This window comes from Bradyrhizobium lablabi, from assembly GCF_900141755.1.
Taxonomy (GTDB): domain Bacteria; phylum Pseudomonadota; class Alphaproteobacteria; order Rhizobiales; family Xanthobacteraceae; genus Bradyrhizobium; species Bradyrhizobium lablabi_A.
This window is the reverse complement of record NZ_LT670844.1, coordinates 5068136-5092800: the sequence shown is the minus strand read 5'-3', so window position 1 is coordinate 5092800 and position 24665 is coordinate 5068136. Positions and strand designations below refer to the sequence as shown.

The window sequence follows — 24665 nt, the reverse complement described above, 5'->3', positions numbered from 1 at the left end:
ATTTGGCAAAATGCAGCTACAGCATGAAATTAAATCGTGAGAAGACCCGCGCGGCAGGCGCCGCGCGGGTCGAACAATTGACTAGAGCGTATGGTGGTCGTCAGTCAGATTTTGACCGGCAGTCTCCATGGTTGCACTGTTGAACTGGATGTTGGCACCCGTGGTGATGGTCTGGTTGAACGCGGACTGCGTCAGCGTGGCATCGGCGTGCGATGTAATGCCGGCACCCGCACCGACGGCGTCGCCCATGCTTGCGCCGGAGACCTTGGAGTCGCCGCCGTCGACCTTGGCATCGATGTGGAAGCCGCCCCCCGTATAATCGGGCGAGCTGGAGCCGTTGAAGGTCACGGTCGGGTCTTCGATCTTGGTGTCGCCGATGATGTTGTTGACCTGATCGAGGTGGAAAATATTGCCGCCGCCGTTCAGGGTCTGGTTCACCACTTCCGGCATCACCAAGGCATCGTTGACGTTAATTCCGTGCAGATCGATCACGGGACTGCTCAGGCCGGTGGCCTTCAGGTCGAGATTGACGTCAACACTGACATTGACCTTGTTGTCGACGGTGTTTTGGACGTTATTTTCAACATTATTGTTGACCTTGTTGTCGAGGCTGTTGTCGACCTTGTTGTCGGTGGAGTTATCGGTCTTGTTGCTGAGCTTGTTGTCGAGGCTGTTCTTGCTGTCGTTGCTATTCTTGTTGTCGTTGCTGTTCTTATTGTCGTTGCTGTTCTTGTTGTCGTTGTTGCTCTTCGAATCGAGCGACTGTACGGCAAGCTGGGCCTGGCCTTGGGCCTGACCTTGGCCCTGTCCTTGGCCCTGTCCTTGGCCTTGTCCTTGTCCTTGCAGCTGACCCTGAAGGTTGGCTTGCGCCTGTTCCTGTTCTTGCGAGGGGTCATACTTCTTGTTTGGCTTACCCATAGCGAGCTCCTGTTCGGTTAGGAGCATCGTCGCCATTTAGAAATCGCTGATCTTCTGCGCCGGCGATCGCCAAGAGCCACGATGCATCTGCCACGTTGGTCCTCCCAACGACGGCCACCTTTTTCGCAGGGGGCCGCGAGTTTAGGCTCGCTCATCGAGGAATGTTCGACCAGCTACACAAACGGTAGCTGTCAATTTCTTTGGAGGTATGGGCATAATCCTTCAAGGTACCGGCAGCATCGTTCGAAGTACCGACCTAACCCGTTTGGATTAGCCGCCCACCACCCGATACCGCCTGTATCACCACGCGCGAAGTGAATGCGGCGCAGCGCGCCGGCCCATCTCGGCATTGCCGGGCCCGATAAACGCGAGTTCAGGACGTGCGTGCAGCCGGCGGCCGAGGCCCCGACGCCGATCATGGCCGCGTGGACTGCAGATGAAGCTGGAGCTGCGGCAGCAGATCCCAAATACCGCGATTGATGTTCGACATTTCCTTGGCGGCTTCGACCATGCTTCTCAGCCTGACATCGTCGAGAGGCTTACTGATCCCGAACTGCAAATGCTCCCGGCTTTCGACAAGCCTCATCGATTGGGTATGCGTGATCTGACCGGATTCGTCGGTGATATACATGCAATGATTGAATTCGTTACGCAGAGCGGTCGACCGATTGAACCGATCGATCAATTTGGATAACGCCTTGTCGAGCTTCGGATCCTTGAGCCTGATTTTCGCTAGCCGCTGAATGAGGTCAAGCCGGGCGCGGGTGGTATTGAGGGTCGCGAAAACGATGGCGGCCGACGGCTGATCGGTATCCAGCAGGATCATCAGCACGTAGATGAACAAGCTCTCATTGTTCGACCAGCTGACAATCAGATTTCCGATCAGCGACAAGATCATCGTCCGGCGATCGGCAGACGCCGGAGCCGCGGCCGCCATCGCCTCGAAGTCCGGTCTGGGCGGAAGCTGACTGAGCACTGGTGTTACCTGCATCATGGCTGGTCGCCTGCATGAGTGCAGGCGACCACGCGCGGGTCCGGCTGCTGTCGCGCAATAAATTCAGCGCCACGCTTTGAATTAGCGCGGCAAACTGGCCTTAAAGCGAAGGTCGGTCCTGGAGTTTGCCGGCTCTGCCGCTGGGCTGGAGTTCGCCGGCCTCATCCAGAAGGCGCCGCGTCATGATCGCGATCTCCGTCCTGTTTCTCACCTTCAGCTTCCTCATGATGTGCCTGAGATGCACTTTCACCGTGTTCTCGCTCATCTTGAGTTTATAGGCGATTTGCTTGTTTGCGAAACCGCGGCCGACGGCCTCGACGACCTTCATCTGCCGCTCCGTCAGAGCACTCGCTCCCGCCGGCTTCCTGTGCCGGTCACGGCTAGCAAGCATATTGCCCGCCGGCACGAATGTGCCGCCGGCTTCGACAAAGCGGACGGCTTCGACGGCGAGGTGATACGGCATGCTTGTTGGGACGTAGCCGCGCGCGCCGTAGCCGATGATCCGCGCGATCTCATCGGAGCTCGCGGTGTCCGAAACAACGACAATCGGCGTATTGGGGACAAGACCTTCGAGGCGCTCAAATTCGCTTTTCATCATGAGGCCGATTCCCGTCGCCGCAAAATATATGACGACGGCGGGTTTCAGCGTTTTCTTTTCAACCGAATTACACCACTCAGCAATGCTGCCGAACGCAAATATCTCGTGCTCGGGGTATGATCTGTCGAAGCAATCATGAAGACAATTTCTAAGGAACAATCTCTTTTCAATCAGGAGAATGATCGACATGGATATTACCTCCTCTACGCAACTGATCTCCCTTTGGAACAACGGTGAGCTTAATTTTTTTTGCGCGAAATTTTTAAGCAATATAGCTGAAGTTAATTTGGCGGCAACTTGGTGGCAATTTTAAGAGCAAGACGAAGAGTCGCATGTGGAACAAGGCGCAAAATTCTCGCAGACGTTGTTGCTGCTGCGCACGTCTTCGCGAAAGTTGATGCAATCGTTGCGTCACGCCGAACTCTGTTTGATCGACGATGCGTCGGATGGTCGCAGCACGGCAGGACCGTTGACCCAGTTAAGGCATTATTCGTGAAGATTCGATGACGAATCCTCACAATACCGCCGCAGCACGATCGAACGGGCGGAACAGCTCTTACTTGGCTCGCTGCCACATTTTACCGGCGCGCCCCGCCACATTTTAGCGGCGCGCTGCCACATTTTCCCGGGATCGAATTTCTTCAATCGATCTGTCTTGGGCCCACGGTGACGACTTCGGTTTTCCCGCCGGCGGAGGTGATGGCAAATGACCGCGGCTGGGTCAGTACTTCCGGCTGCAGGATCTGGTCGAGCTGCTCGCGGGTCAGCAACTTCTTTTCCAGCACGAGATCGTAGACGCTTTTGTTCGAGACCAGCGCCTGCTGGGCAATCTCGGTGGCGTTGGCGTAGCCGATATAGGGATTGAGCGCGGTGACGATGCCGATCGAGCGCTCGACGCCGCGGCGCAGATGCTCGCGATTGGCGGTGATGCCGCTGACGCATTTTTCGGCCAAGGTCAGGCAGCCGGAGCGGAGATGGTTGACGCTCTTGAACAGGCTGTGGGCGATGATCGGCTCGAACGCGTTGAGCTGCAATTGGCCGGCCTCGGCCGCGAAGGAAACCGTGACGTCGTTGCCGATCACCTCGAAGGCGATCTGGTTGACGACCTCGGGGATCACGGGATTGACCTTACCCGGCATGATGCTGGAGCCCGCCTGCATCGGCGGCAGATTGATCTCGCCCAGGCCCACGCGAGGCCCGGACGACAACAGCCGCAGATCGTTGCAGGTCTTCGACAGTTTTACCGCGACCCGCTTCAGGACGCCGGAGAGCTGCACGAACGCGCCGCAGTCCTGCGTCGCTTCGACGAGGTTGGCCGCCGTCACCACCGGTATGCCCGTCGTGGTGCGCAAATGCCGGCAGACCAGACCGGCATAATCCGGATGCGAATTGATGCCGGTGCCGATCGCGGTCGCGCCCATGTTGATTTCGCAAACCAGCAGCACCGCTTCCTTCAAACGCTGTTCGTCTTCGCCGAGCATCACCGCATAGGTCGAGAATTCCTGGCCCAGTGTCATCGGCACGGCGTCCTGCAACTGGGTGCGGCCCATCTTGACGATGTCCTTGAATTCTTCCGACTTCGCCTCGAATGCCCCGCGCAAGACCGCCATGGCGTCGACCAGCCGCATGATGCCGGAATAGCCCGCGAGCTTGAGCGCCGTCGGATAGACGTCGTTGGTGCTCTGGCTCATGTTGACGTGTTCGTTCGGATGCAGGAAATGATAATCGCCTTTGGTGCGCCCGAGCAGTTCCAGCGCGCGGTTGGCGATCACCTCGTTGGCGTTCATGTTGGTCGAGGTGCCGGCGCCGCCCTGGATGACGTCGACCACGAATTGTTCGTGCAGCGCCCCGGCCCTGATTTCCTCCGCGGCGGCGACGATGGCGTTAGCGCGGACATCGTCGAGCAGCCCGAGTTCCTGGTTGCTCTTCGCCGCCGCCAGCTTGATCGAGGCCAGCGCCGCGATCAGGTCGGGATAGATCGAGATTTTCGTGCCGCTGATTGGAAAGTTTTCCACTGCGCGCAGGGTGTGGACGCCGTAGTAAGCCTCCGCCGGAACATCGCGGTCGCCCAAAAGATCGTGTTCGCGTCGCGTCGTCATTGGAGCCTCTCCGGGTGTTCGTGAGAGCCGATCAGAGCAGGGTGAGCCGGATTTTCCAAGCCCTGTTGCGATCGGTAGTGGAATTATCTCGCGCCCCGATCCGAAAATGCCTGCCGGCGAGGCAGAACAAAAGAACCCTGCCATCGATTAGCGGACCGAGGTAGGATTGCGACAGTGAGACTTTCAATTCTCCCCTCCCGTCGAATGATCGAGATCCATGCCAGACCAAAGAAACCAACGTGTGTGCCAATTGCTCGCAGATCTCGTCGCCTTCGACACCGTGAGCGACCGTTCGAACCTGCCGTTGATCACCTATATCGAGCGGTATCTCGCTTCCTTCGGAATAACTGGGCGCCGCATCCCGGATGAGACCGGGCAGAAGGCGGCCTTGTGGGTCACGATCGGCCCCGAGGACAGGCCCGGCATGGTGCTGTCGGGACATACCGACGTGGTGCCGGTCGCAGGCCAAGACTGGAGCAGCGATCCGTTCACGCTTATCGAACGCGACGGCAAACTCTACGGCCGCGGCACCACCGACATGAAGGGCTTTGTCGCGGTCTGTCTTGCGATGGTCCCGGAGATGGCCCGCGCAAAGCTTGCGACGCCGATCCATCTGGCGATTTCCTATGACGAAGAGGTCGGATGCATCGGCGTGCGTCCGCTGCTGCACGAATTGAACCGCGGCGCGGTCAAGCCGCTGGCCTGCTTCGTCGGCGAGCCGACGCAAATGGACGTGACCATCGGCCACAAGGGCAAGCAGGCGGTGCGCGCGACATTCCGCGGGCTCGCCGCGCACTCGTCGCTGGCGCCGAGCGGGGTCAACGCGGTTGAATATGCCGCGGAGCTGATCACCGAAATCCGCCGCCGCGCCATCGCGCTCGCGACGGAAGGACCTCATGACGCGATGTACGACGTCCCCCACACGACGCTATTGACGAGCATCGTGCAGGGCGGCACCGCGCTCAATATCGTGCCCGATCGCTGCGTGATGGAATTCGAAGCCCGCGGACTCGGGATCAAGGAATCAAAAGAGGTTACCGATGCCATCGTCGCCTGGGCAAAAGCCACCATCGAACCCGCGATGCGCAAGATCGACCCCGCTTGCGGGATCGATTTCGAGGAGTTCGTGGAATATCCGGCGCTCGACATGCCGCCCGATCATCCGGTCGTCACGCTCGCCAAGCAACTGGCCGGCCGCAATCGCCATGCCAAGGTCGGCTTCGGCACCGAAGCCGGACTATTCGTCGGCATCGCCGGAATACCTGCCGTGGTCATCGGCCCGGGCTCGATCGAACGGGCCCACAAGCCGGATGAATTCGTCGAGCTGTCGGAACTATTGGACTGCGCCGGCTTCATCGAGCGGCTGATCGCGCATTGTGCGAAAAATCCCGGCTAAGGCGCGCCTCTCCGCCATCGGCAGCTCACCCACCCCCATGAATATGGCTGTCGCAAAGGGTGTCCGCGGGGTTAGACTGCGTCGGCCGCGGCAATGGCGGCAGGGACAAGTTCGATGACGGAAGTGAGCGACGAGCGCGCTTCGCAGGCAATCACGGTTTTGCTGGTCGAAGATGACGCGCCGACATTGTGGCGGCTGCAGGACGCGCTCGCCAAGGCCGGATTCGAGGTTACGGCGGCGGCGACGCTGACTGAGGCCCGCGGCTACCTGGCCGAGCGCGGCGGCCCCAAGGTGTTGCTGACCGATCTGCAACTGCCCGACGGCCATGGCATCGAACTGATCCGCGAGACACGGCAGCGCTTTCCCGAAACCGAAATCATGGTGATTTCGATTCTCGGCGACGAAGAGAGCGTGATCTCCGCCATCACGGTCGGCGCTACCGGTTATTTGCTCAAGGATGCCTTCCCGACCGATATCGCAGCAACCGTTCGCGACCTCGTCGCCGGGCATTCGCCGATTTCGGCCTCGATCGCGCGCTTCATCGTGCGCAGGACGCAAAACCATCCCGAGCCCCCGCCCGGGCCGCCGCTCGACACCGTAAAACTGACGCCACGCGAAATCGACATCCTGTGGGGCATCGCCAAGGGTTTTAGCTATGCCGAGATCGCCGGCCATCTTGGGTTATCGCGCCAGACCGTGCCGGGCCACATCAAGAACATCTACCGCAAGCTCGAGGTGCACACCCGGGGCGAGGCGGTGTTCGAGGCGCTGCAGCAGGGCTTGATCCGGCTGTGATGGACGTCGTCGCGGCGAAGCCTGACTTTTCCACCCGCAAGAGCTGGTGGCTGCGGGCTTCCCGTCTCCTCCAATACGCTTTGGTCCAGCTGCTGATCGTTGTCGTCTGTGTCTTCGCGCTGCATCGGTCATTGCCGGAACCACCGTCCCGCTATCTCCTGACCGAGTTCAACGCAAAGGAAGGCGGCACCGAGCGTTCGGTGACGCTGCCGCACTATACCTCTTCCAGATTTTCGATGAACGATGCGCCTCTCTACTCAGGCCAGTTCTCGTGGCCGAGCGGCGAACAACAACGCGCCTGGTCGGTGTACCTGCCGCGCTTCAACAACGGCGTGGAGGTTTTAGTCAACGGCGTCGTGATCCTCGACAGCCGGCGCGATCCGGTCGCCAACCGGCCCGACCGCAATGCGCCCGAAATCGCGGTGATCCCGGCGTCGCTGCTGCGCGACGGGACGAACGATCTTACTATTCGGCTGTTGGTGTGGGGTCCGCTGACCGGTTTCCTGGACAGCGTCTATGTCGGTCCGGATCAGACATTGCGGCCCTATTACGAACAGCGGACGCTGTTGTTCGTCACCCTGCCGGTCGTGTTCGCGGCATGGCAGGCGATCCTCGCCGTGATCCTGACGATCATGGGGGTGGTACGCCGCCACGAGCCGGCTTACGGCATCCTGGCTGCCGCGATGACGCTCGGCGTCGCGCAGTCGTTTTTGCCTGTTGCGGTGGACCAGTCGCAATTTTCCAGGCTGAACGCGATCCTGATCACGTCTGGGCCGCTAGAAAGTAGTTTTGTGCTGACGTTTGCGATGCTGTTTCTCGGCTGGAGATGGCCGCGCTGGGGGGCGCTGATCTTCGCTCCCGGCCTGATCCTGGTCGCGGTCGCGCTGTTTGGAGACCAGGCGACGATTAGCCAATTCTTTGTGTGGCTCGGGGTGCCGACGATTGGCCTGTATCTCGTGCTGTTGGCACTGATCGTCGCGCATTCGGTGTTGAAGCGACAGGACGTCGCCAGTTTCGTGCTGGGCTGCGCCGTCACCATCGTGCTGACCTGCTGGATTCGCGACATGCTCTCGGTGCTGCAGATCGCGCCCGACGGACGCATCTTCGTCGCCCGCCTGTCCTATTCGGCACTGCTGGTCGCGATCGGCGCCGGGCTGACCTGGCGGTTTGCGCGCGCGCTCAATCAGGTCGACAGCTTTGCCGGCCGCCTCGTCACCCAGGTGCGCCAGGCCGAGGACAAGCTGAAGGCGAGTTTTGCGCGTGAAGAGGAGCGCGCGCGGGCCGCGGCGCTGGCGCTGGAGCGCACGCGGCTGATGCGCGACCTTCACGACGGGCTGGGCGGCCAGCTCGTCAGCATCGTGGCGCTGAGCGAACGCGGCGATGCCAGCGCGCCGATCGGCGATGCGGCGCGCGCGGCGCTGAAGGATCTTCGGCTGGTGATCGATTCGATGGACGATATCGGCGGCGACCTGATGCTGGCGCTGGGATCGTGGCGCGAGCGCGCCACGGCGCAGTTGCGGCCGCATGATATCGCGCTCGACTGGCGCGCGCTGTCGCCGCAAGGCCTGCCGGTTCATCCCGAATTGCGGCCATGGCACGTTATCCAGATCGTGCGGCTCTTGGATGAAGCCGTGACCAATGCCGTCAAGCACGCCGACGCCCGCCGCATCACGGTCACGATCGAGACGCTCGCCGACGCATCTGGCTTCGCCTATGGGCGCATCACGGTCGACGACGATGGCAACGGCTTTGCGCTCACGCCGGATGGCGCCGCGGCGGTGGACAAAAAAGCGGCGCGCGGCTTGCGCAACATGCGAAGCCGCGCCACGCGCTGTGGTATCGAGCTCGAGCTTTGTTCCGGCGCCGGCGGCACGCGGGTGAGGCTGACGTTACCTCGCCGCTTTCCTGACAGTGACACCGCCGGCGCTTGAGCACCTACGTTCAGCGCCACACGCGGACCGAACGATAGGAGGCATGCTTCACGCCGTAGGGGGTCAGGCGGGTGACACCGACGCGGGTGACGCGGACACCGGTCGCAGCGACCGGACGCACAGGGTAGATCGGCCGAACCACCGGCTGGGTGCGAACGACGCAGCCCTGCGGCACGCCCGCGGTCTTGCAATAAACCACCGCCGCCTCGGCGGGCGCGGCGGTCAGCGAAACCGTCGCCAGTGTCGAGAAAGCCGTCAGGGCAATTGCAGCGCTCATCAATTTCGATTTGGTCAACATGACATCTCTCCAGTTTGAAAGCGGCCTTGCGGTTGGACCGATCGGTCACCGCAGTCGATGCGGATGTACATGGACCCAGGCAGGGTGCCGCAACATCCCATGAAGATGGGGGCGTGGCGGAAGCGCGCAGATAAGATCGTCTCGCGCCTGAAAACCCGCGGATTTAAAGGATTTCCCGACTGCCATGAACATGGCATGGACCGCGATCTTCGTCTCGACGATGTTCGCCGCGCTTAACCGCACCCCCAACATTAACTCGTCGAAAGGTTTGATCATGAAAAAGTCAGTGTATGTTTCGCTCCTCCTGCTGATGGCTTTAAGCTCATCGGCGATGGCGCAATCCGGACCGACCCCGCAAGAGAAGATGGCCTGCCGTTCCGATGCCGGCACCTTCTGCGCCGAGTTTATCGGCAAGCCGCCGCAGATGAACGCGTGCCTGCGTGAGAACAAGCCGAAGCTCTCCGAGCCCTGCCGCAAGGTCGTGGAAGCCCACGGCGGGTGAGGATTTTCCGAGCGCTGCTTCGCCGGAGCCAAGCCCAACGCCTTGCAAATTCGGCATCCGCCGCGAGCGTGCTGAATCTTGCAACGCAAATACCAAGAACAACGAAGCAAGCGTTCGCCCTGCGAGCGCTCGCTTCGCTTTCACCCGCGCTGATCGTTGTGCACGGCTTTTTCCCAGGCACGCCGGCAGTGCGACATTTTCGCACGTCGCGGTTCGGACCGCACCGAACTATCGGGTAGATCACATTTGACAACAAATCTTCAGGTTGCGTTCGGACCAGACTTGACGGATGATTTTCATGCAGGAGGAACGCGCTCCTGATTTCAGAATCTTTGATTGCGCATCTATCAGACCTTCATCATTACAGCGAGGTCGGCCATGGCAAAAGCAGCGACGGCAAAGAAAGCGGTCAAGAAGGCGGCCAAGAAAACGGTTAAGAAAACGGTCAAGAGAGCTGCAGCTCCGAGAGCAGCAGCAGCTCCAAGCATTGTTGCGGCGGCGCCCACTCAGACCAGCCCGGAAACTCTCGTCGACATTCCTGCGGCAAACACATTCAACCAGAATCTAAGCTCGGCCTCGGAAGCGACCATGCTCGGGATTTTCGGGGTGCCGGGTGCGAAGACACAGGATTGCAGCCCCGCCACCGGCGCCTTCAAGCAACGCATCGTATCCCTGATCAATGTCGGCCCGTTCAAGGTGAGCGGCCTCGACATCGCCGTCCAGTTGCTCAAGGCGGTGTTCGATGAGGCCGAGCAGCAAATTCCCAACGTCGTCGCCGCGGTGAAGAGCGATGGGATGCTCTGCGTGCGCCACAAGCGGATGAATGCCAGTTCCTTTTCAAATCACAGCTGGGGCACGGCGATCGATCTGTTCTTCGGCCATGCCGCGGTACCTCAAGGTTCGCACAAAACTCACCGCGGATGCCTGCAACTCGCGCCGTTCTTCAACAGGCATGGCTGGTATTGGGGCGCGGGATTCTCCCGTGGCTCCGTCGACAGCATGCACTTCGAACTGGCGGAACAGACCATCAGGCATCCGCCGCCAACGAGCTGAATATTTTTGCAAGGGAGATCGCAGATGGCATTCCGGCCGCCAGCAGCGTCGAAGCGCCAACTCGATGGTGTGTCATTCGACCAAGCCGTGGATTTTGCACCGGACGCGCGAAAGAAGTTTGCCGATAAAGATCGCCAGCCGGGGAACAAGGATCCCAGCAAGTGCAAGGTGCTGCTCAAATTCCCCGATAACGGCGCCGGCCCGGGCGCCGTGTTCTGGAGTTCGAAGATGGCAATCGACACTGACGGTCCGTCCGCCGGTCCCGGCCGTCTCAATGGCAAGGCGCTCGACCCTTCCAGCGGACAGAACGACACCAGCCTGCACCTTGCCAACGGCAAGGGGCTGCCGTCGGAGATCATCCCCTATATCGTGTTGCCGGAGCTCCAATCCGGCAGCAGCCGGACCTTCAATCCTGCGGTCGCCCTCGGCGATGTCGCGATCGTCATTTTCAAGGACAAGACGGCGGCGGCCGTCTGCGGCGATCTCGGTCCGTTCAACAAGATCGGTGAGGCCTCGATCCGGGTTCATGAAGCGCTGCTGCAGCAGGACTGTCCCGACCCGTGCTCGAAGCGCAATGACAAGGGCTTTTGTCTGCGGGCCCGCAATTCCAGCATCGAGCAGGACGTGTTGTATTTTGTGTTCCCGAATTCGGCATTCGCCGCGGACGAATTGGCAGTCGAGACCATCAACACCAAGATTAAGGAGCGGGCCTTCGGGCTGTATAACAAGCTCCGCGGCGCAAGCTGAAACGGCGCAAGCTGAGACAATGACGTTGGGGCGGCTTGGCTCTCAGGCAGTTACTGCCGGTCGTCGTCATCCGTCCCAAACGTGCTTGCGATGAGCGAGCGCAGTGGAATGCCAGAGCTTCAGACTCAGATCAGATTGCCGCCGCGACCTTTTCAAGTCCGATCAGGCGGGCGAGCGTGCGCACTTCCTGCTTTTGATCTTCGCGCAGTTGAAACAGTAGCGGCATCGCCGCTGATTTCAATTGCTGCACTTCTTCGGCGTCGGGATCGATCGGCGGCACGCCGGCAGCCTTCGGATCGCCCTGCCGGGTCGCGTGGATCTTGCGCGCGACGGCGCGGAGCGCGGTCTCCACCGCCGGCCAGTAGGATTCCTGCGCGGCGGAAAGTTTTAAGCGCTCCTTGATGCCGGCGATCTGCACGTCGCTGAGCAGCGCGTAGGATTTCTGCGGCGCCGGTTTTGCCACCAGTTTCGGCTTCGGAGTCGGCGCGGGCGGCGCCAGCATCGCCACGGTGTCTGCGGCCTTCGGCGGCTCGACGTCGGAGGGGGCTACGGCGGCAAAGGCCATCCGCAGCGGCTCGCTCAGGGTTACCGTTTGCGGCGGCTCGAAGGATGCCAGCGCCAGTTTCACGACCGCGAGCCGGTCCTGCTTGCTCTCCCGGTTCGCAACCGGGCTCTTGACGACGGGCGAAGCCATTTCCGAACGGGCCGCCGGCACGCTGTCGCGGCCCAAAATGCTGGTGGCGGCCGCGCCGACGATGAGGAAACAGGTCATCGCGATGATGGTGATGGCTTTCGTCAAGCAGGTCTCCGCGTCCCCTGAACGGCTACTTTCCCGGAAACTGGGCAATAATTAAGGCTTAACCGTGCCGACGCTGCGGCGGCGGCGGGTTCGACAATGGAATCTGGCGCGGGATAGGCGAAAAATCAGGCCGCGACGCAGAGTTCGTAGGCTTCCTGGATGTCTGCGACGATATCGGACGCCTCCCACAGCGCGTCGGGGGCGACCTGGTGCAGGCTGATGGTCCAGTTGCCGCCCCTGCGGGTGCGCGGGGTGCTGATGATGTCGAACTGCACGTTGCGGCACTTTGGATGGCGCGCCAGCGCGTAGCCGACCCGGGTCCGGATCTCGTCGAGGGTTGCGGGCGTCTTTGCAAGGAATTTGTCCAGATCCATGTCGCATCCCCGTTGGCGGTAGTCCTTGGGGCGGCGCCCCGCTGAGGGTGGCGCGGCCTTCGGGGCCGATTGTCGGGGCGCGATGGTTAATAGCCGGTTAAGGACGGAAAGCCGGGCCGCGATTGCGTTATCGGAGCCGCCCGCCGGCGGCGCGATATTCGGCGACCTGCCGCAACGCGGCGCGATCGACATCGCAGAGGATATCGACATCGGCGCGCGCGAGAACCGCCCCAAACGCTGGCGCGATATCTGGAGCGCGGGGCATTCGACGTCGGGCGTATCGGAAGTGCTGGCGCGAGCGGTTGGCGGGGTAACGGCCTGACCGGATTATTTCTGCGGAAAGAACTCCGGCCACATCGCGCGCCAGGCGTTGGCCGCCGCTTGAAAATCGTTCGGCGCGATTTCGTGGCATTCGGCTTCGGCCGCAGGCTGAACCCACGGCTGCGCGCTTCGCATGTACATATGCGCGACCGGAACCAGCCACTTTGCATCGTCGAGCGTTCCGGCGCGAATGGTGATCGATTGCGGGCGCCCGACGCGTTCGCCGTAGATTCTTCCGCCGCAGTCGCCGCAGAACCATGACGTGACGTCCGCACCGGACGGGGACAGACGGCGCCATCCCTTCGGTTCGCCCTGCAGAAGGCGAAAATCCTTGGCCTTCACCGGCATGTTCAGCGCGAATGCGCTGCCGGTCGTCCGCTGGCAATTGGTGCAATTGCAGGTGTAGAGCAACAGCGGAAACGAGGCGATTTCGTAACGGATCGCGCCGCACGGGCAGCCGCCGGTCAGGGGAAGCGAGGGTGGCGTCAAATTCATGATTGACCCCGATCCAAGATTAGAGCGGAGATTATCCGAAAAACATGATCGCGCGGCGACGTCTTTTGCGCAAGCCGGCGTTCGCGGCCTACCGCTTCTCGATCACGAGGCTCTGGACCGCGCGACCGAAATAACCGTGCTGGTCGGCAAGTCTTGCCATCGCAAGGCCCGCGCCATCCGGACCGATCCAGGATTCCGCATCGAGCAAGATCCACTCGCCCAACGGCTGGCGCGCAAAGCTGACGGTGAGGTCGGCATTGAGGAACGTCCATTCCCGGAAATCCAGCGCGGCCGAAGTGCCGTTGCAGAAATCGGCGGCGACCACGGCGCGCATCGCCTGCGAGACCGCAAACCCCTCGACCAGCGGCCGGTCGACCCGATACCAGATCGCGCCCGGACCGGGCACGCCGAAACGGCCGCGGGCGGCGCGCAGCAAGATGCCCGTCACGAAGGGACTATTCGAAAAGTTCGCGGGGTCGGATTGCGACTGATCGGGGCCGGGAAGCTCGACCGGCAACTCGGCGACCTCAGGGGGCAATGTTAGCGCCTGCGTCTTGATCTTGAGCACGGTCGCGCTGACCACGGCGACATCCTCGGCGAACAATTTTATCGCGCAGAGCTGAATCTTGCGCCCCTCGCGCAGCACTTCGCTCCGAAACGTCAGCGGCGCCAGCGGCACCGGCCGCATCAGATCGATGGTGACGCGCGCGATCTGCATCGGCACCGGTGTTGCGATCGCCTCCGCCGCCCATACCACCAACGCCGCCGGCGCCGAGCCGTGCTGCATGCGCGGATCCCAGGGCCCGGCCGCATTGGGGCTGGTGACGACGCGATTGGCGTCGACGCGATAGATGGCGTCCATCAGATTGGAATCCTGTTGGTAAGATCACGCGCTACCCTCTTCCCTTCTCCCCTTGTGGGAGAAGGTGGCCGTAGGCGGCCTTCGGCCGCCGTTCTCTTTAAATAGGACGCCGATGCTTTGCATCGGCTATGCGAAGTCCGCGCCGGACAAGGGGTCTGTTTCCGCGGAGAGAGACCCCTCACCCGTCTGCAATGCTTCGCATCGCAGCCACCCTCTCCCACAAGGGGAGAGGGGAAGTAAGGGAAGAAGGAGAGCATCACAGCGGCGGATCGACGGCTTCGTCGTATTCGCGCTTGAACCGCGCGATCAGTTCGGCGGCGGGCACGATCTTGCCGACGCTGCCGACACCCTGGCCAGAGCCCCAGATTTCCTTCCAGGCCTTTGGTTTCGCGCGCTCGCCGGAAGCATCCGTACCAAAACTCATTTTCGACGGATCGGATTCGGGAAGATTGTCCGGGTCCATGCCCGCCGCCACGATCGAGGATTTTAAGTAATTGCCGTGCACGCCGGTGAACAAATTCGAATAGACAATATCTTCCGCGGTCGAGGTGGTGATCATCAGCTTGTAACCCTCGACCGCATTGGCTTCCGTCGTGGCGATGAAGGCCGAGCCGACATAGGCAAAATCGGCGCCGAGCACGCGCGCGGCGCGGATGGCGCGGCCGTTGGCGATGGCGCCCGACAGCGCGATCGGCCCATCGAACCATTGCCGCGTCTCCGCCACGAAGGCGAGCGGCGAGATCTCGCCGGCATGGCCGCCTGCCCCGGCCGACACCAGGATCAGACCGTCGGCGCCCTTCTCGATCGCCTTGTGCGCGAATTTCTGGTTGATCACGTCGTGAAACACGATGCCGCCCCATTGATGCGCGGCCTGATTGAGCTCTTCGCGCGCGCCGAGCGAGGTGATGATGACAGGCACCTTATGCTTCTCGCACAGCGCGAGATCGTGCTCGAGCCGATTGTTCGAACGATGCACGATCTGGTTGACCGCGAACGGCGCCGATGGCGCTTCCGGATGCGCCTTGTCGTAGGCCGCAAGCTCTTCCCTGATCCGCGCCAGCCACTCGTCTAGCAGCGCCGGCGGGCGCGCGTTGAGCGCCGGAAACGATCCGACGATGCCCGCCTTGCACTGCGCGATCACGAGATCGGGCACGGAGATGATGAACAGCGGCGCACCGATCACGGGTATCGACAGACGGCCCTTGAACAGAGCAGGCATGGACATTTGCTAAAAATCCCTTTGGTTATCGGAGGCGAGGCTCGAGGCATTTTTCGGCCTAAAGATGCCAGACATCATCCCAACAAGGCAATCGCGCTTAAGCATGGCACCAGGGCATTTGGGCCTTCATGGTTCGAGACGCGCGGCGTTGCCGCGCTCCTCACCATGAGGGTCTTAGACCTCATCCTGAGGAGCGCTCCGTTAGGAGCGCGTCTCGAAGGATGAAGCCGCGGAACTGCATCGTTACTGGCACAGCGCGCTGGTGACGAAATTGTCGGTCCGGCAATCGTCGGGTTTGCGGGTCCGGCCCGGAATCAGCACTTTTGCGGAACAGGTTTCGGCGGAATCGGTGTTGAGGCTCTTGCCTTCCTTGAAGCCCTTGGCCTGACAGAGCTTATCCGCGCCAAGCTTGCAGTCCGGCGCGCCATTGCCCGATACCGGACAGATCATCCGTCCGGCCACCATGGAGGATGGGTTTGCCAGCCGCGACAGCGTGTCGGTAGCGTCTTTGGCCGCATCCTTGGCGCGCGAGTTCAAATCGTCGATCGTCTGCTGCGAGCTTTTCAGGCTCGGGAGCTTGTCGAACATCTTGCCGATTTCGTTGAGGAGGCCTGGATTCTCTTCGCCCGCCGGCGGCGACGCCGGTGGCTGGGCCGGCTGCTCCTGGACCCCAAGTGTGGGCGGCGGCGCGGTTTGCGGCCAGGCGGCGCCGGCGGCGATCATCAGCATCAGCAGCGCCGCGGGAGGAGTCGCGGCCTGCCTTGTGGAACGTGCGATGAGATTGCCGGGTCGAGCGGGCATGATGTTCAGCGTAACCTGAAGGCGACCGCCGGCAAAGCGCTTCACGGCCGCTCTCAGATCATTCGAAAGGCGACCACAAATCCGAGCACGAGAACAAGGGCGAGAACCGCCACCCACAGCCCGAGGCGTTTCTCGATCTCGGCGCGGATAGTGTCGCCGTAGCGGTTGAGCAGCACCGCGACGGCGAAGAAACGGCCACCGCGGGCGATGATCGAGCACAGGACGAACAGCCAGATATTGTAGCCGGCAAAACCCGAGGTGATGGTGACAAGCTTGTAGGGGATCGGCGTCAGGCCCTTGAGCAGGATGATCAGGGCGCCCCATTCGGCATAGCCGGCGCGGAAGGCCTCGACCTTGTCGCCAAGGCCATAGAGACTGATCAACCAATGCCCGACCGAGTCATAGAGCACCGCGCCGATCGCGTAGCCGAGCATGCCGCCGGCGACCGAAGTTATCGTGCACAGGGTCGCAAACAGCCAGGCCCGCTTGGGCCGCGCCAGCGACATCGGAAGCAGCATGATATCCGGAGGCACCGGAAAGAATGAGCTTTCGGCGAAGGAGACCGCTCCCAGGACCCAAAGCGCGTAAGGCTTGTCGGCAGAAGCGACACACCAATCGTAAATCCGTCTCAGCATGCCGCGATGAACCATCCTGGAGCGGATTTGTCCATGCCGGGAATTAGATGGGGCTTAGGAAGGCTAGTGGCGCTTGCGCAGGCCGCGGCTCTCAAGCGCGACAATTGGTCGCCGCGCCACCCGGGGCGCTGAAACCTTGGGCAGTTTGACCGCGGATTTCGGCAGCTTCTCGGCGATTCCGAGCAGATGTTCCCGCCGTTCCATCTCCCGCCACACGTCCGCGGGGCGTACACCCGCCGACGCCCACAAAACCGTGAGATTGTACAACAGATCGGCGCTTTCGCGGATCACCGCGTCGGAATTGCCGTTGACGGCGTCGATCACGACCTCGATGGCTTCCTCGGCCAGTTTTTTGGCCATCTTGGCCGGGCCGCGCTGAAACAGCTTCGCGGTTCGCGAAACCGCCGGATCGAGATCCTTGGCCGCGAGCACCGCCTGATAGAGCCTTTCGAGCGAATCACTCATAGCCCGAAAATAGTCGAAAGCCGTGGTCAGCGTGTTAACGGCCGCCGCGCCAACAAGAAATCCGCCGGCAACAGTGACCGGCGGATTAATTCGATGCCGAAACTTGCCCCTACCAGCCGGCGTTGGGATGGCCGTGGAAATAAGGCACGGTCATTCCGTAGTCGTTGTAACCCCAGGCGGGGTTGCCGTAATAGGCAGGGCCACCGCCGTAATAATACGGGCCGCCGCCGTAGTAGACCGGACCGCCGCCATAATAATAATCATCGCGGTTCTGCGCCGCGGCGATCGCGAGCCCGGTGCCGACAATGCCGGCAAAGGCGGCTGCCGCGGCGGCCCCGCCGCCACCACGATAGTATCGGCGGCGGGCGCTGATATCGGTGGCGCCGCTGGTTCCGGACGCCATTGACAGTCCCTTGCCATGCGGCACCGACCCGGCGCGGGCCAACGAGGGCTCAACGGCCGTCAGCGCTACTGCCGCGACGGTCGCCATGACGGCGGCGCGGCCAAACGATGAAAACACAGATTTTCGCGCAAACATCTCCAACATCCTCCGTAGCAACGCCGGCCTGGCAGGCCCGCATTGGTTAACTACCAAGTCCCATGTTGGGTTCCCCAGTCCAAACGAAACCCGGACGCAGGGGTCGGCAAATTCGTCGCACTCATCGACCGTTCAGACTTGGCGTGACAAGATGCGTTGCCGCCGCCGCAGGCGTCATCAAACCAACATAAGCGGCGCGGCAACTGGCATCCTGTCCCGATGTAGTCCGAAATGCGTGCAAGTCAGACCATCGCTATCCGCTGCTTTCTGGCTTCGCTGATCGGCCTGTGGGGTGTCCTGTGCTTCGGCACTGGGGTGGGCCGCGCTGCGGACGAAGTGCGGCAACCGGTCGCTGTCCAGTTTTCGCTCGATCGTCCGCTCGATGCGGGCGCCGCCCCCTTTGTTCTGGCGTCGACGCGTGGCCTGTTTAGCGCCGAGGGGCTTGCGGTTGCGACCAATGTCGCCACCGGATCGGACGATGCGATCGCGCGCGTTGCCCGTGGCGCCAGCGATTTTGCCCTGGTCGATCTCAACGAACTGATCCGTTTTCGCGACAAAGCTGACGCAGCCCCGGTCAAGGCGGTATTCGTGCTGTTCAACAAATCGCCCTACGCTATCGTTGCCCGCAAGAGCCGGGGGCTCCACGCACTCTCCGACCTCGCGGGCAAGACCGTCGGCGTCGCCGAGGGCGATCTTTCGATCCGGCTGTGGCCGGCTCTGGCGCGCCAGAATGGCATCAAGATCAAGGGCGTGACGCTCAACAAGATCAGCGCCGCGGTGCGCGAACCGATCCTCTCCGCCGGCCAGGTCGATGCGGTCGCAGGCTTTTCCTATCTGTCGGCGGTCAATTTGAGGGACCGCGGCGTTCCGGCCGATGACCTTGCGGTGCTTCGATATGCCGATTACGGCTGCGAGGCCTACGGTTTTGCCGTGATCGTCAATCCGGCGTTCGCGGTGGCAAAACCGGAAGCCGTGAAGGGCTTCCTGCGCGCGGTGATCGCCGGTACGCAGCTCGCCATCCGAGAGCCCGAGCGCGCCGTGGATGACGTGGTCAGCCAGATGGACGGCGGATTGCGCGATCTGGAGCTCGAACGCCTGCGCACCGTGATTTCCGACAACATCCTGACCGGCGAGGTGCAGCGCAACGGCATCGGCGGCATCGATCCGGCCCGCCTCAACCGGTCGATCGATCAAATTGGAGAGGATTTCAAATTCCACAATCGGCCGACGCCTTCGGATATTTTCGACGACAGCTTCCTGCCGCCGCTCAACGGCCGGCTAATCAATTGAGCAAAATTGGCGCTACCGCGCTATCCGCTAGTTCTTCCGGCCGATCCCTGATTAGAATGCCGTTTCCGAGCGATCCGCCCGGCCGAATTTGAGTCCCGAACGGCATGTCCCTGCTTCGCCTTTATACCCGCGTGCTGGAGCTACTCGGCAAGGAGGCGCGGCTGGGCTGGATTCTCGCCGGCGCCAATCTGCTGTTGGCCGGCGCCCAATTCGCCGAACCGGTGCTGTTCGGCCGCATCGTCGATGTCCTCTCCTCCGGCAAGGCGCCAGCGGACCCGCAAGGCTGGTCGCCGGCCTGGCCGCTGCTGGCGGCCTGGGCGGGGTTCGGGCTGTTCACTATTCTGTGCAGCGCCGCGGTCGCACTGCAGGCCGACCGGCTGGCGCATCGCCAGCGCCAGGCGGTGCTGACCAGCTATTTCGAGCACATCATGCAATTGCCGCTGAGCTTCCACTCCGGCATCCATTCCGGCCAATTGATGAAGGTGATGCTGAACGGCACTGATGCGCTGTGGCGGCTGTGGCTCGGATTTTTCCGCGAGCATTTCGCCGCCATCATGTCGCTGGTGGTGCTACTGCCGCTGTCACTCTACATCAACTGGCGGCTGGCGATCCTGTTGTTCGCGCTGTGCGTGGTGTTCACGGTTTTGACCACGCTGGTGGTGCGCAAGACCTACGGCATGCAAAGCGAGGTCGAGACGCATTACAGCGATCTGTCGGCGCGCGCTTCCGACGCGCTCGGCAATGTGGCGCTGGTGCAAAGTTTTGTGCGGATCGATGCCGAGGTGCAGGGCCTGCGCTTCGTCGCCAACAAACTGCTCTCGGCGCAGATGCCGGTATTGTCGTGGTGGGCGCTGGTCACCGTCATCACCAAGGCGTCGACCACCATCACCGTGCTGGCGATCTTTACCGTCGGCATCACGCTGCACCAGCAGGGACTCACGTCGGTGGGCGAGATCGTGATGTTCGTCTCTTTTGCCACCATGTTGATCCAGAAGCTCGAGCAGGTGGTCGCCTTCATCAACAATGTGTTCATGGAGGCGCCGCGGCTCAAGGAATTCTTCAACGTGCTCGATGCCGTGCCCGCGGTGCGCGACCGGCCGGATGCAATCGATCCCGGCCGGCTGGCGGGTCTGGTCGAGTTCAACGACGTGTCGTTTTCCTATGACGGCAAACGGCCCGCGGTCGAAGAGCTTTCCTTCGTCGCGCTGCCCGGCCAGACCATCGCGCTGGTCGGCCCGACCGGCGCCGGCAAATCGACCGCGATCGCGCTGTTGCATCGCGCGTTCGATCCGCAGTCGGGCTTCATCAGGATCGACGGCATGGATGTCCGCGGCCTGACGCTTAAGGCGCTGCGGCGGAATATCGGTGTGGTGTTTCAGGAAGCGCTGCTGTTCGACCGTTCGATCGCCGACAATCTGCGCGTCGGCAAGCCGGACGCTACCATGGAGGAGATGCGGATCGCGGCGGGACGGGCGCAGGCGCTGGAATTCATCGAGCGCAGCGAGCGCGGATTTGACACCAGCGCCGGCGAGCGCGGCCGCATGCTGTCCGGCGGCGAACGGCAGCGGCTCTCGATCGCGCGCGCCTTGTTGAAGGATCCGCCGATCCTGATCCTCGATGAGGCGACCAGCGCGCTCGATGCGGTCACCGAGGCCAAGGTCAACGCCGCTCTCGACGAGGTGATGAAGGGCCGCACCTCATTCGTGATTGCGCACCGGCTCTCGACCATCCGCAACGCCACGCGCATCCTGGTGTTCGAGAACGGGCGCGTGATCGAAAGCGGAACTTTCGATGAACTGGTGGCGAAAGGCGGCCGTTTTGCGGAACTCGCAAGGGCCCAGTTCATGGTTCAGGAGCAGGCGCGGGCGAGCGTTGCCGCGCCATAGACGAGCGGCGCCGCGGTCAAGATTTAAGGAGCGCCGAAATTGCGCCTATTTCATCCACGATTTAATCGCACAGCCTCTATTCCGGGCCGACAAGCCGGTATAGGTTTGCGTCCGCCGGATACGCTTGAAACCCGAACGTGACATTTAAGGACCTCCTTGATTTATAAGGCGGGTCTCAGAGGACCGGAATCGGATCGTGCATTCATTTCGCCTGATGCTTCGCAAGATATCGCTGAGCCTGATCATCCTCATCGCAACGCTCGCGATTCTCACACCGCGCGTTGCGCATGCCGAAGCGTGGCTGGTGGTCGAAGCCGATTCAGGAAAGGTCCTGGAGGCCACGAACGCGACCTATCCCTGGTATCCGGCGTCCGTGACCAAATTGATGACGGCTTATGTCACGCTCAAGGCGATCAAGGAGGGGCGTCTCTCGCTCGATACGCTCTTGACGGTGTCGCCGGTCGCGGCTTCGCAATCGCCCGCCAAGATGGGTTTTAAGCCGGGGACGCAGGTCACGGTCGATAATGCACTCAAGATGATGCTGGTGAGGTCGGCCAACGACATGGCGGTGGTGCTTGCCGAGGGCGTCGGCGGTTCGATCGACGGCTTTTCCGCCCAGATGAATCAAACCGCGCAAAAACTCGGCATGACGCAGACGAGCTACGTCAACCCGAACGGCCTGCCCGCGGACGGCCAGATCACTTCAGCGCGCGATCTCGCCATCCTGGCACGCGCGATCATCCGCGATCTGCCGGAATTCGAATATTTCGTCCACATTCCCTCGATCCGGTTCGGCCGCAGGGTGACGCAGAATTTCAACAAGCTGATCGGGCGCTATCCCGGCGCCGACGGTTTCAAGACCGGCTTTATCTGTGCGTCCGGCTACAATCTGGTGGCGTCCGCCACGCGCAACGGCAAGCGGCTGATCGCGGTGGTGCTGGGTGCGTCATCGGGCCAGATGCGCGCGGTCAGGGCCGCCCAGTTGCTCGAGCGCGGCTTTGCCAACAATTCGCTGTCGTGGTTGCGCCCCTCGCTCGGCACCGTCGACAATCTGGTGCCGATCGACGCCTCGCCGCCGAATTTGCGCGACGAGATGTGCGGCGGCAAGCGCCACAAGCCGGCCAGCGACGAGGATGAGGACACGGTGGCGAGCAACGGCGGCGGCACCGGCAGCGCCAGCGGCAGCGAAAGCGCGGTTACATTCTTCGCCGCGGGCCTGCAGCCGCCGATGGCAAAACCGTCGGAATTGCTGGCGGGGGCGCCCGCGCCCTCGGAGCCGATCGTGGTCTACACCGGTCCGACCCGGACCGGTTCGGCATTGATCGCCGCCGAGACCGCGGACGCCGACAAACAGGCGACGCCGCGCCATCGTGGCAAGAAGGCGCGCCTCGCGGACAAGAAGTCCGATAGCGCCAGCGAGCCGAAGGCTGACGGCAAGGACGCCGGTAAGGATGCCAAATCCACCGAACCGAAATCCGTCAAGCACGCCAACGCCAAGCCCGATAGCGCCGTCAAGCCCGCGGCGGCCGACAAGCCGGTCGCAAAGCCGGCAAAGCCCAAGGCGGTGGCAAAACCCAAGAGCACGACCAGCGAGGCCAAGCCGGCGGATCAAAAGACCGCCGCCGAGCCACACACCTAAGGCCGGTTTCGGCCGGCCGGAGCCGGCCCGCTCTTAACCAACGACGCCCGGATCGAGCGCCGCCGCTTGCCATCGGCCACCGCATTCTCAATACTGCCCAAAATCAATGCCGCCCAACGAGGCGTCCCGTGCAAGATGCGGGGAAGGAAACCGGAAGGGGAAATACCATGGAGCGGATCTGGCTCAAGCAATATCCGGCCGGCGTGCCCGCCGATATCGATGTGACCCAATACACCTCGCTGGTCGAGCTATTGGAAGAAAGCTTTGCCAAGTTCAGTGACCGCAAGGCCTTCATCTGCATGGACAAATCGATCAGCTACCGCGATCTCGACGAGATGTCGCTGGCGCTTGGCGCCTATCTGCAGAGCAAGGGCATGCAGAAGGGCGCCCGCGTCGCGCTGATGATGCCGAATGTGCTGCAATATCCGGTCGCGACCGCCGCGGTGTTGCGCGCGGGCTATGCGGTCGTCAACGTCAACCCGCTCTACACCCCGCGCGAGCTCGAGCACCAGCTCAAGGATTCCGGCGCCGAAGCGATCATCGTTCTCGAAAACTTCGCGACCACCGTGCAGCAGGTGCTGGCGAAGACCGCGGTGAAGCATGTCATCGTCGGCAGCATGGGCGACATGCTCGGGCTGAAGGGCGTGATCGTCAATCTGGTGGTACGGCGGGTGAAGAAAATGGTGCCGGCCTATTCGATACCGGGCGCCGTCTCCTTCAACGACGCGGTCGCGGCCGGCCGCGGCATGAAGCTCAACAAGCCGAAGATGGCGCCCGACGACGTCGCCTTCCTGCAATATACCGGCGGCACCACCGGCGTCTCCAAGGGCGCGACGCTGCTCCATCGCAACATTCTCGCCAACGTGCTGCAGAACGACGCCTGGCTGCAGCCCGCGCTGGAGGCGCCGCCGCACGTCGAGCAATTGTTCATCGTCTGCGCGCTGCCGCTCTATCACATCTTCGCGCTGACGGCCTGCTACCTGCTGGCGGTGCGCGCCGGCGGCGTCAATCTTTTGATCCCAAACCCGCGCGACATGCCGGGCTTCGTCAAGGAATTGGCAAAATACCAGATCAACAGCTTCCCGGCGGTCAATACGCTCTATAATGGGCTGTTGCACACGCAAGGTTTTGACAAGCTCGATTTCTCCAAGCTCAAAATGTCGAACGGCGGCGGCATGGCGGTGCAACGCCCGGTGGCCGACGCGTGGAAGAAGCTGACCGGCTGCAGCATTGCGGAAGGGTATGGCCTTTCGGAAACCTCGCCGACGCTGACCTGCAACACCGCGACCTCCTCCGAATTCAACGGCTCGATCGGCATTCCCGTGCCCTCGACCTATCTCTCGATCCGCGACGACGACGGCAACGAAGTGCCGTTCGGGCAGCCCGGCGAAATCTGCGCCAAGGGCCCGCAGATCATGACCGGCTACTGGAACAGGCCGGACGAGACCGCAAAGGTGATGACGTCGGACGGCTATTTCCGCACCGGCGACATCGGCGTGATGACGGCGGACGGTTACACCAAGATCGTCGACCGCAAGAAGGATATGATCCTGGTGTCGGGCTTCAACGTCTATCCGAACGAGATCGAGGAAGTGATCGCGAGCCATCCCGGCGTCCTGGAATGCGCCGTGATCGGGGTTGCGGACCCGCGCTCGGGCGAAGCGGTCAAGGCCTTTGTGGTGAAGAAAGATCCTAACGTCACCGCCGAAGACATCATCAAGTTCTGCGGCACCCAACTGACCAATTACAAGGTGCCGAAGCAGATCGAGTTTCGCACGTCGCTGCCGAAGACCAATGTCGGAAAGATCCTGCGCCGCGAACTGCGCGACGAGAAGAAGGCCGCGGCGGCTTGAGGGGACGCCCCCACCGTCATGCGAGGAGCACTTGCTGCGAAGCAATCCAGCTTGCCACCCTGACATTGGATTGCTTCGTCGCTTATGCTCCCCGCAATGACGTGGGGAATATTTGGGCATCATCACCCCATCAAACCATGGTGAAGACGTTTCACAG

24 protein-coding genes and 1 pseudogene are annotated in these 24665 nt (G+C 62.0%); 11 read left to right on the top strand and 14 right to left on the bottom strand.

What is annotated here, in order from left to right; translation table 11 throughout:
• Positions 1-81: 81 nt before the first annotated feature.
• From B5526_RS23710 to aspA, 4 genes are all read right to left on the bottom strand, one after another.
• A complete protein-coding gene (locus B5526_RS23710; RefSeq protein WP_079545249.1) occupies positions 82-918 on the bottom strand; it encodes a hypothetical protein in 837 nt (278 codons plus the stop codon).
• Between the two features lie 415 nt (positions 919-1333).
• Positions 1334-1912: a hypothetical protein gene (locus tag B5526_RS23705; protein WP_079542189.1), complete on the bottom strand. Its 579-nt coding sequence runs from the start codon at positions 1910-1912 to the stop codon at positions 1334-1336.
• A 100-nt stretch (positions 1913-2012) separates the two neighbouring features.
• Positions 2013-2741, bottom strand: a complete 729-nt coding sequence (locus B5526_RS23700) for a response regulator transcription factor (RefSeq protein WP_154071415.1) — start codon at positions 2739-2741, stop codon at positions 2013-2015.
• Positions 2742-3151: 410 nt separating this feature from the next.
• Positions 3152-4609 (bottom strand): aspartate ammonia-lyase, encoded by a 1458-nt coding sequence (aspA, locus tag B5526_RS23695; protein WP_079542184.1) that lies wholly within the window; start codon positions 4607-4609, stop codon positions 3152-3154.
• Between the two features lie 217 nt (positions 4610-4826).
• Here aspA and argE point away from each other — a divergent pair, with 217 nt between their 5' ends.
• From argE to B5526_RS23680, 3 genes are all read left to right on the top strand, one after another.
• A complete protein-coding gene (gene argE, locus B5526_RS23690) occupies positions 4827-6005 on the top strand; it encodes an acetylornithine deacetylase (protein ID WP_079542182.1) in 1179 nt (392 codons plus the stop codon).
• A 114-nt stretch (positions 6006-6119) separates the two neighbouring features.
• The gene (locus tag B5526_RS23685) at positions 6120-6800 is read left to right on the top strand and encodes a response regulator (RefSeq protein WP_079542179.1); all 681 of its coding nucleotides are present in this window, start codon (positions 6120-6122) and stop codon (positions 6798-6800) included.
• The gene (locus B5526_RS23680; RefSeq protein ID WP_079542177.1) at positions 6800-8731 is read left to right on the top strand and encodes a sensor histidine kinase; all 1932 of its coding nucleotides are present in this window, start codon (positions 6800-6802) and stop codon (positions 8729-8731) included. Before B5526_RS23685 ends, B5526_RS23680 begins: the two co-directional genes overlap by 1 nt.
• A gap of 10 nt (positions 8732-8741) precedes the next feature.
• On the opposite strand, the gene B5526_RS23675 is transcribed toward B5526_RS23680, so the two are convergent.
• Complete coding sequence (locus B5526_RS23675; RefSeq protein WP_079542175.1) at positions 8742-9029, bottom strand: hypothetical protein; 288 nt, start codon at positions 9027-9029, stop codon at positions 8742-8744.
• Between the two features lie 184 nt (positions 9030-9213).
• Here B5526_RS23675 and B5526_RS23670 point away from each other — a divergent pair, with 184 nt between their 5' ends.
• The 3 genes from B5526_RS23670 (at position 9214) to B5526_RS23660 (ending at position 11331) form a co-directional block, all read left to right on the top strand.
• A complete protein-coding gene (locus B5526_RS23670; protein WP_244562044.1) occupies positions 9214-9531 on the top strand; it encodes a cysteine rich repeat-containing protein in 318 nt (105 codons plus the stop codon).
• Positions 9532-9909: 378 nt separating this feature from the next.
• Positions 9910-10584, top strand: coding sequence for a M15 family metallopeptidase (locus tag B5526_RS37850; protein WP_197688363.1), 675 nt, complete (start codon positions 9910-9912; stop codon positions 10582-10584).
• 24 nt (positions 10585-10608) lie between these two features.
• Entirely contained in the window at positions 10609-11331 is a 723-nt protein-coding gene (locus tag B5526_RS23660; protein ID WP_079542169.1) for a glycoside hydrolase family 75 protein, read from the top strand.
• A gap of 130 nt (positions 11332-11461) precedes the next feature.
• Here the strand turns inward: B5526_RS23660 and B5526_RS23655 are convergent, their stop codons facing one another.
• Positions 11462-12130: a hypothetical protein gene (locus B5526_RS23655; RefSeq protein WP_079542167.1), complete on the bottom strand. Its 669-nt coding sequence runs from the start codon at positions 12128-12130 to the stop codon at positions 11462-11464.
• A 125-nt stretch (positions 12131-12255) separates the two neighbouring features.
• Positions 12256-12504: a hypothetical protein gene (locus B5526_RS23650; protein WP_079542165.1), complete on the bottom strand. Its 249-nt coding sequence runs from the start codon at positions 12502-12504 to the stop codon at positions 12256-12258.
• A 157-nt stretch (positions 12505-12661) separates the two neighbouring features.
• Between B5526_RS23650 and B5526_RS23645 the strand changes: the two are divergent.
• Positions 12662-12826 (top strand): annotated as a pseudogene (locus B5526_RS23645) (nitronate monooxygenase); the annotation flags it as partial.
• A gap of 5 nt (positions 12827-12831) precedes the next feature.
• Here the strand turns inward: B5526_RS23645 and B5526_RS23640 are convergent.
• The 7 genes from B5526_RS23640 to B5526_RS23610 all read right to left on the bottom strand — a co-directional run bounded on the left by B5526_RS23640 (position 12832) and on the right by B5526_RS23610 (position 17840).
• On the bottom strand, positions 12832-13320 hold the full coding sequence (locus B5526_RS23640; RefSeq protein WP_079542161.1) for a GFA family protein: 489 nt from the start codon (positions 13318-13320) through the stop codon (positions 12832-12834).
• An 88-nt stretch (positions 13321-13408) separates the two neighbouring features.
• On the bottom strand, positions 13409-14182 hold the full coding sequence (locus B5526_RS23635) for a thioesterase family protein (protein WP_079542159.1): 774 nt from the start codon (positions 14180-14182) through the stop codon (positions 13409-13411).
• A gap of 256 nt (positions 14183-14438) precedes the next feature.
• Positions 14439-15407 carry an NAD(P)H-dependent flavin oxidoreductase gene (locus B5526_RS23630; protein WP_079542157.1) on the bottom strand — a complete coding sequence of 323 codons (969 nt, stop codon included), beginning with the start codon at positions 15405-15407 and terminating at the stop codon, positions 14439-14441.
• 237 nt (positions 15408-15644) lie between these two features.
• Positions 15645-16202 carry a hypothetical protein gene (locus B5526_RS23625; RefSeq protein WP_079545244.1) on the bottom strand — a complete coding sequence of 186 codons (558 nt, stop codon included), beginning with the start codon at positions 16200-16202 and terminating at the stop codon, positions 15645-15647.
• A gap of 53 nt (positions 16203-16255) precedes the next feature.
• On the bottom strand, positions 16256-16837 hold the full coding sequence (locus B5526_RS23620; protein ID WP_154071413.1) for a YqaA family protein: 582 nt from the start codon (positions 16835-16837) through the stop codon (positions 16256-16258).
• 63 nt (positions 16838-16900) lie between these two features.
• On the bottom strand, positions 16901-17302 hold the full coding sequence (gene hisE, locus B5526_RS23615) for a phosphoribosyl-ATP diphosphatase (RefSeq protein ID WP_079542153.1): 402 nt from the start codon (positions 17300-17302) through the stop codon (positions 16901-16903).
• A gap of 109 nt (positions 17303-17411) precedes the next feature.
• The gene (locus B5526_RS23610) at positions 17412-17840 is read right to left on the bottom strand and encodes a hypothetical protein (protein WP_079545242.1); all 429 of its coding nucleotides are present in this window, start codon (positions 17838-17840) and stop codon (positions 17412-17414) included.
• A 231-nt stretch (positions 17841-18071) separates the two neighbouring features.
• Between B5526_RS23610 and B5526_RS23605 the strand changes: the two genes are divergently transcribed.
• The 4 genes from B5526_RS23605 to B5526_RS23590 all read left to right on the top strand — a co-directional run bounded on the left by B5526_RS23605 (position 18072) and on the right by B5526_RS23590 (position 24508).
• Complete coding sequence (locus B5526_RS23605) at positions 18072-19130, top strand: ABC transporter substrate-binding protein (RefSeq protein ID WP_079542150.1); 1059 nt, start codon at positions 18072-18074, stop codon at positions 19128-19130.
• 104 nt (positions 19131-19234) lie between these two features.
• Complete coding sequence (locus B5526_RS23600) at positions 19235-21016, top strand: glucan ABC transporter ATP-binding protein/ permease (RefSeq protein WP_079542148.1); 1782 nt, start codon at positions 19235-19237, stop codon at positions 21014-21016.
• 196 nt (positions 21017-21212) lie between these two features.
• The gene (locus B5526_RS23595; RefSeq protein WP_079542145.1) at positions 21213-22655 is read left to right on the top strand and encodes a serine hydrolase; all 1443 of its coding nucleotides are present in this window, start codon (positions 21213-21215) and stop codon (positions 22653-22655) included.
• A gap of 167 nt (positions 22656-22822) precedes the next feature.
• Entirely contained in the window at positions 22823-24508 is a 1686-nt protein-coding gene (locus B5526_RS23590) for a long-chain fatty acid--CoA ligase (protein WP_079542142.1), read from the top strand.
• Positions 24509-24665: the final 157 nt, after the last annotated feature.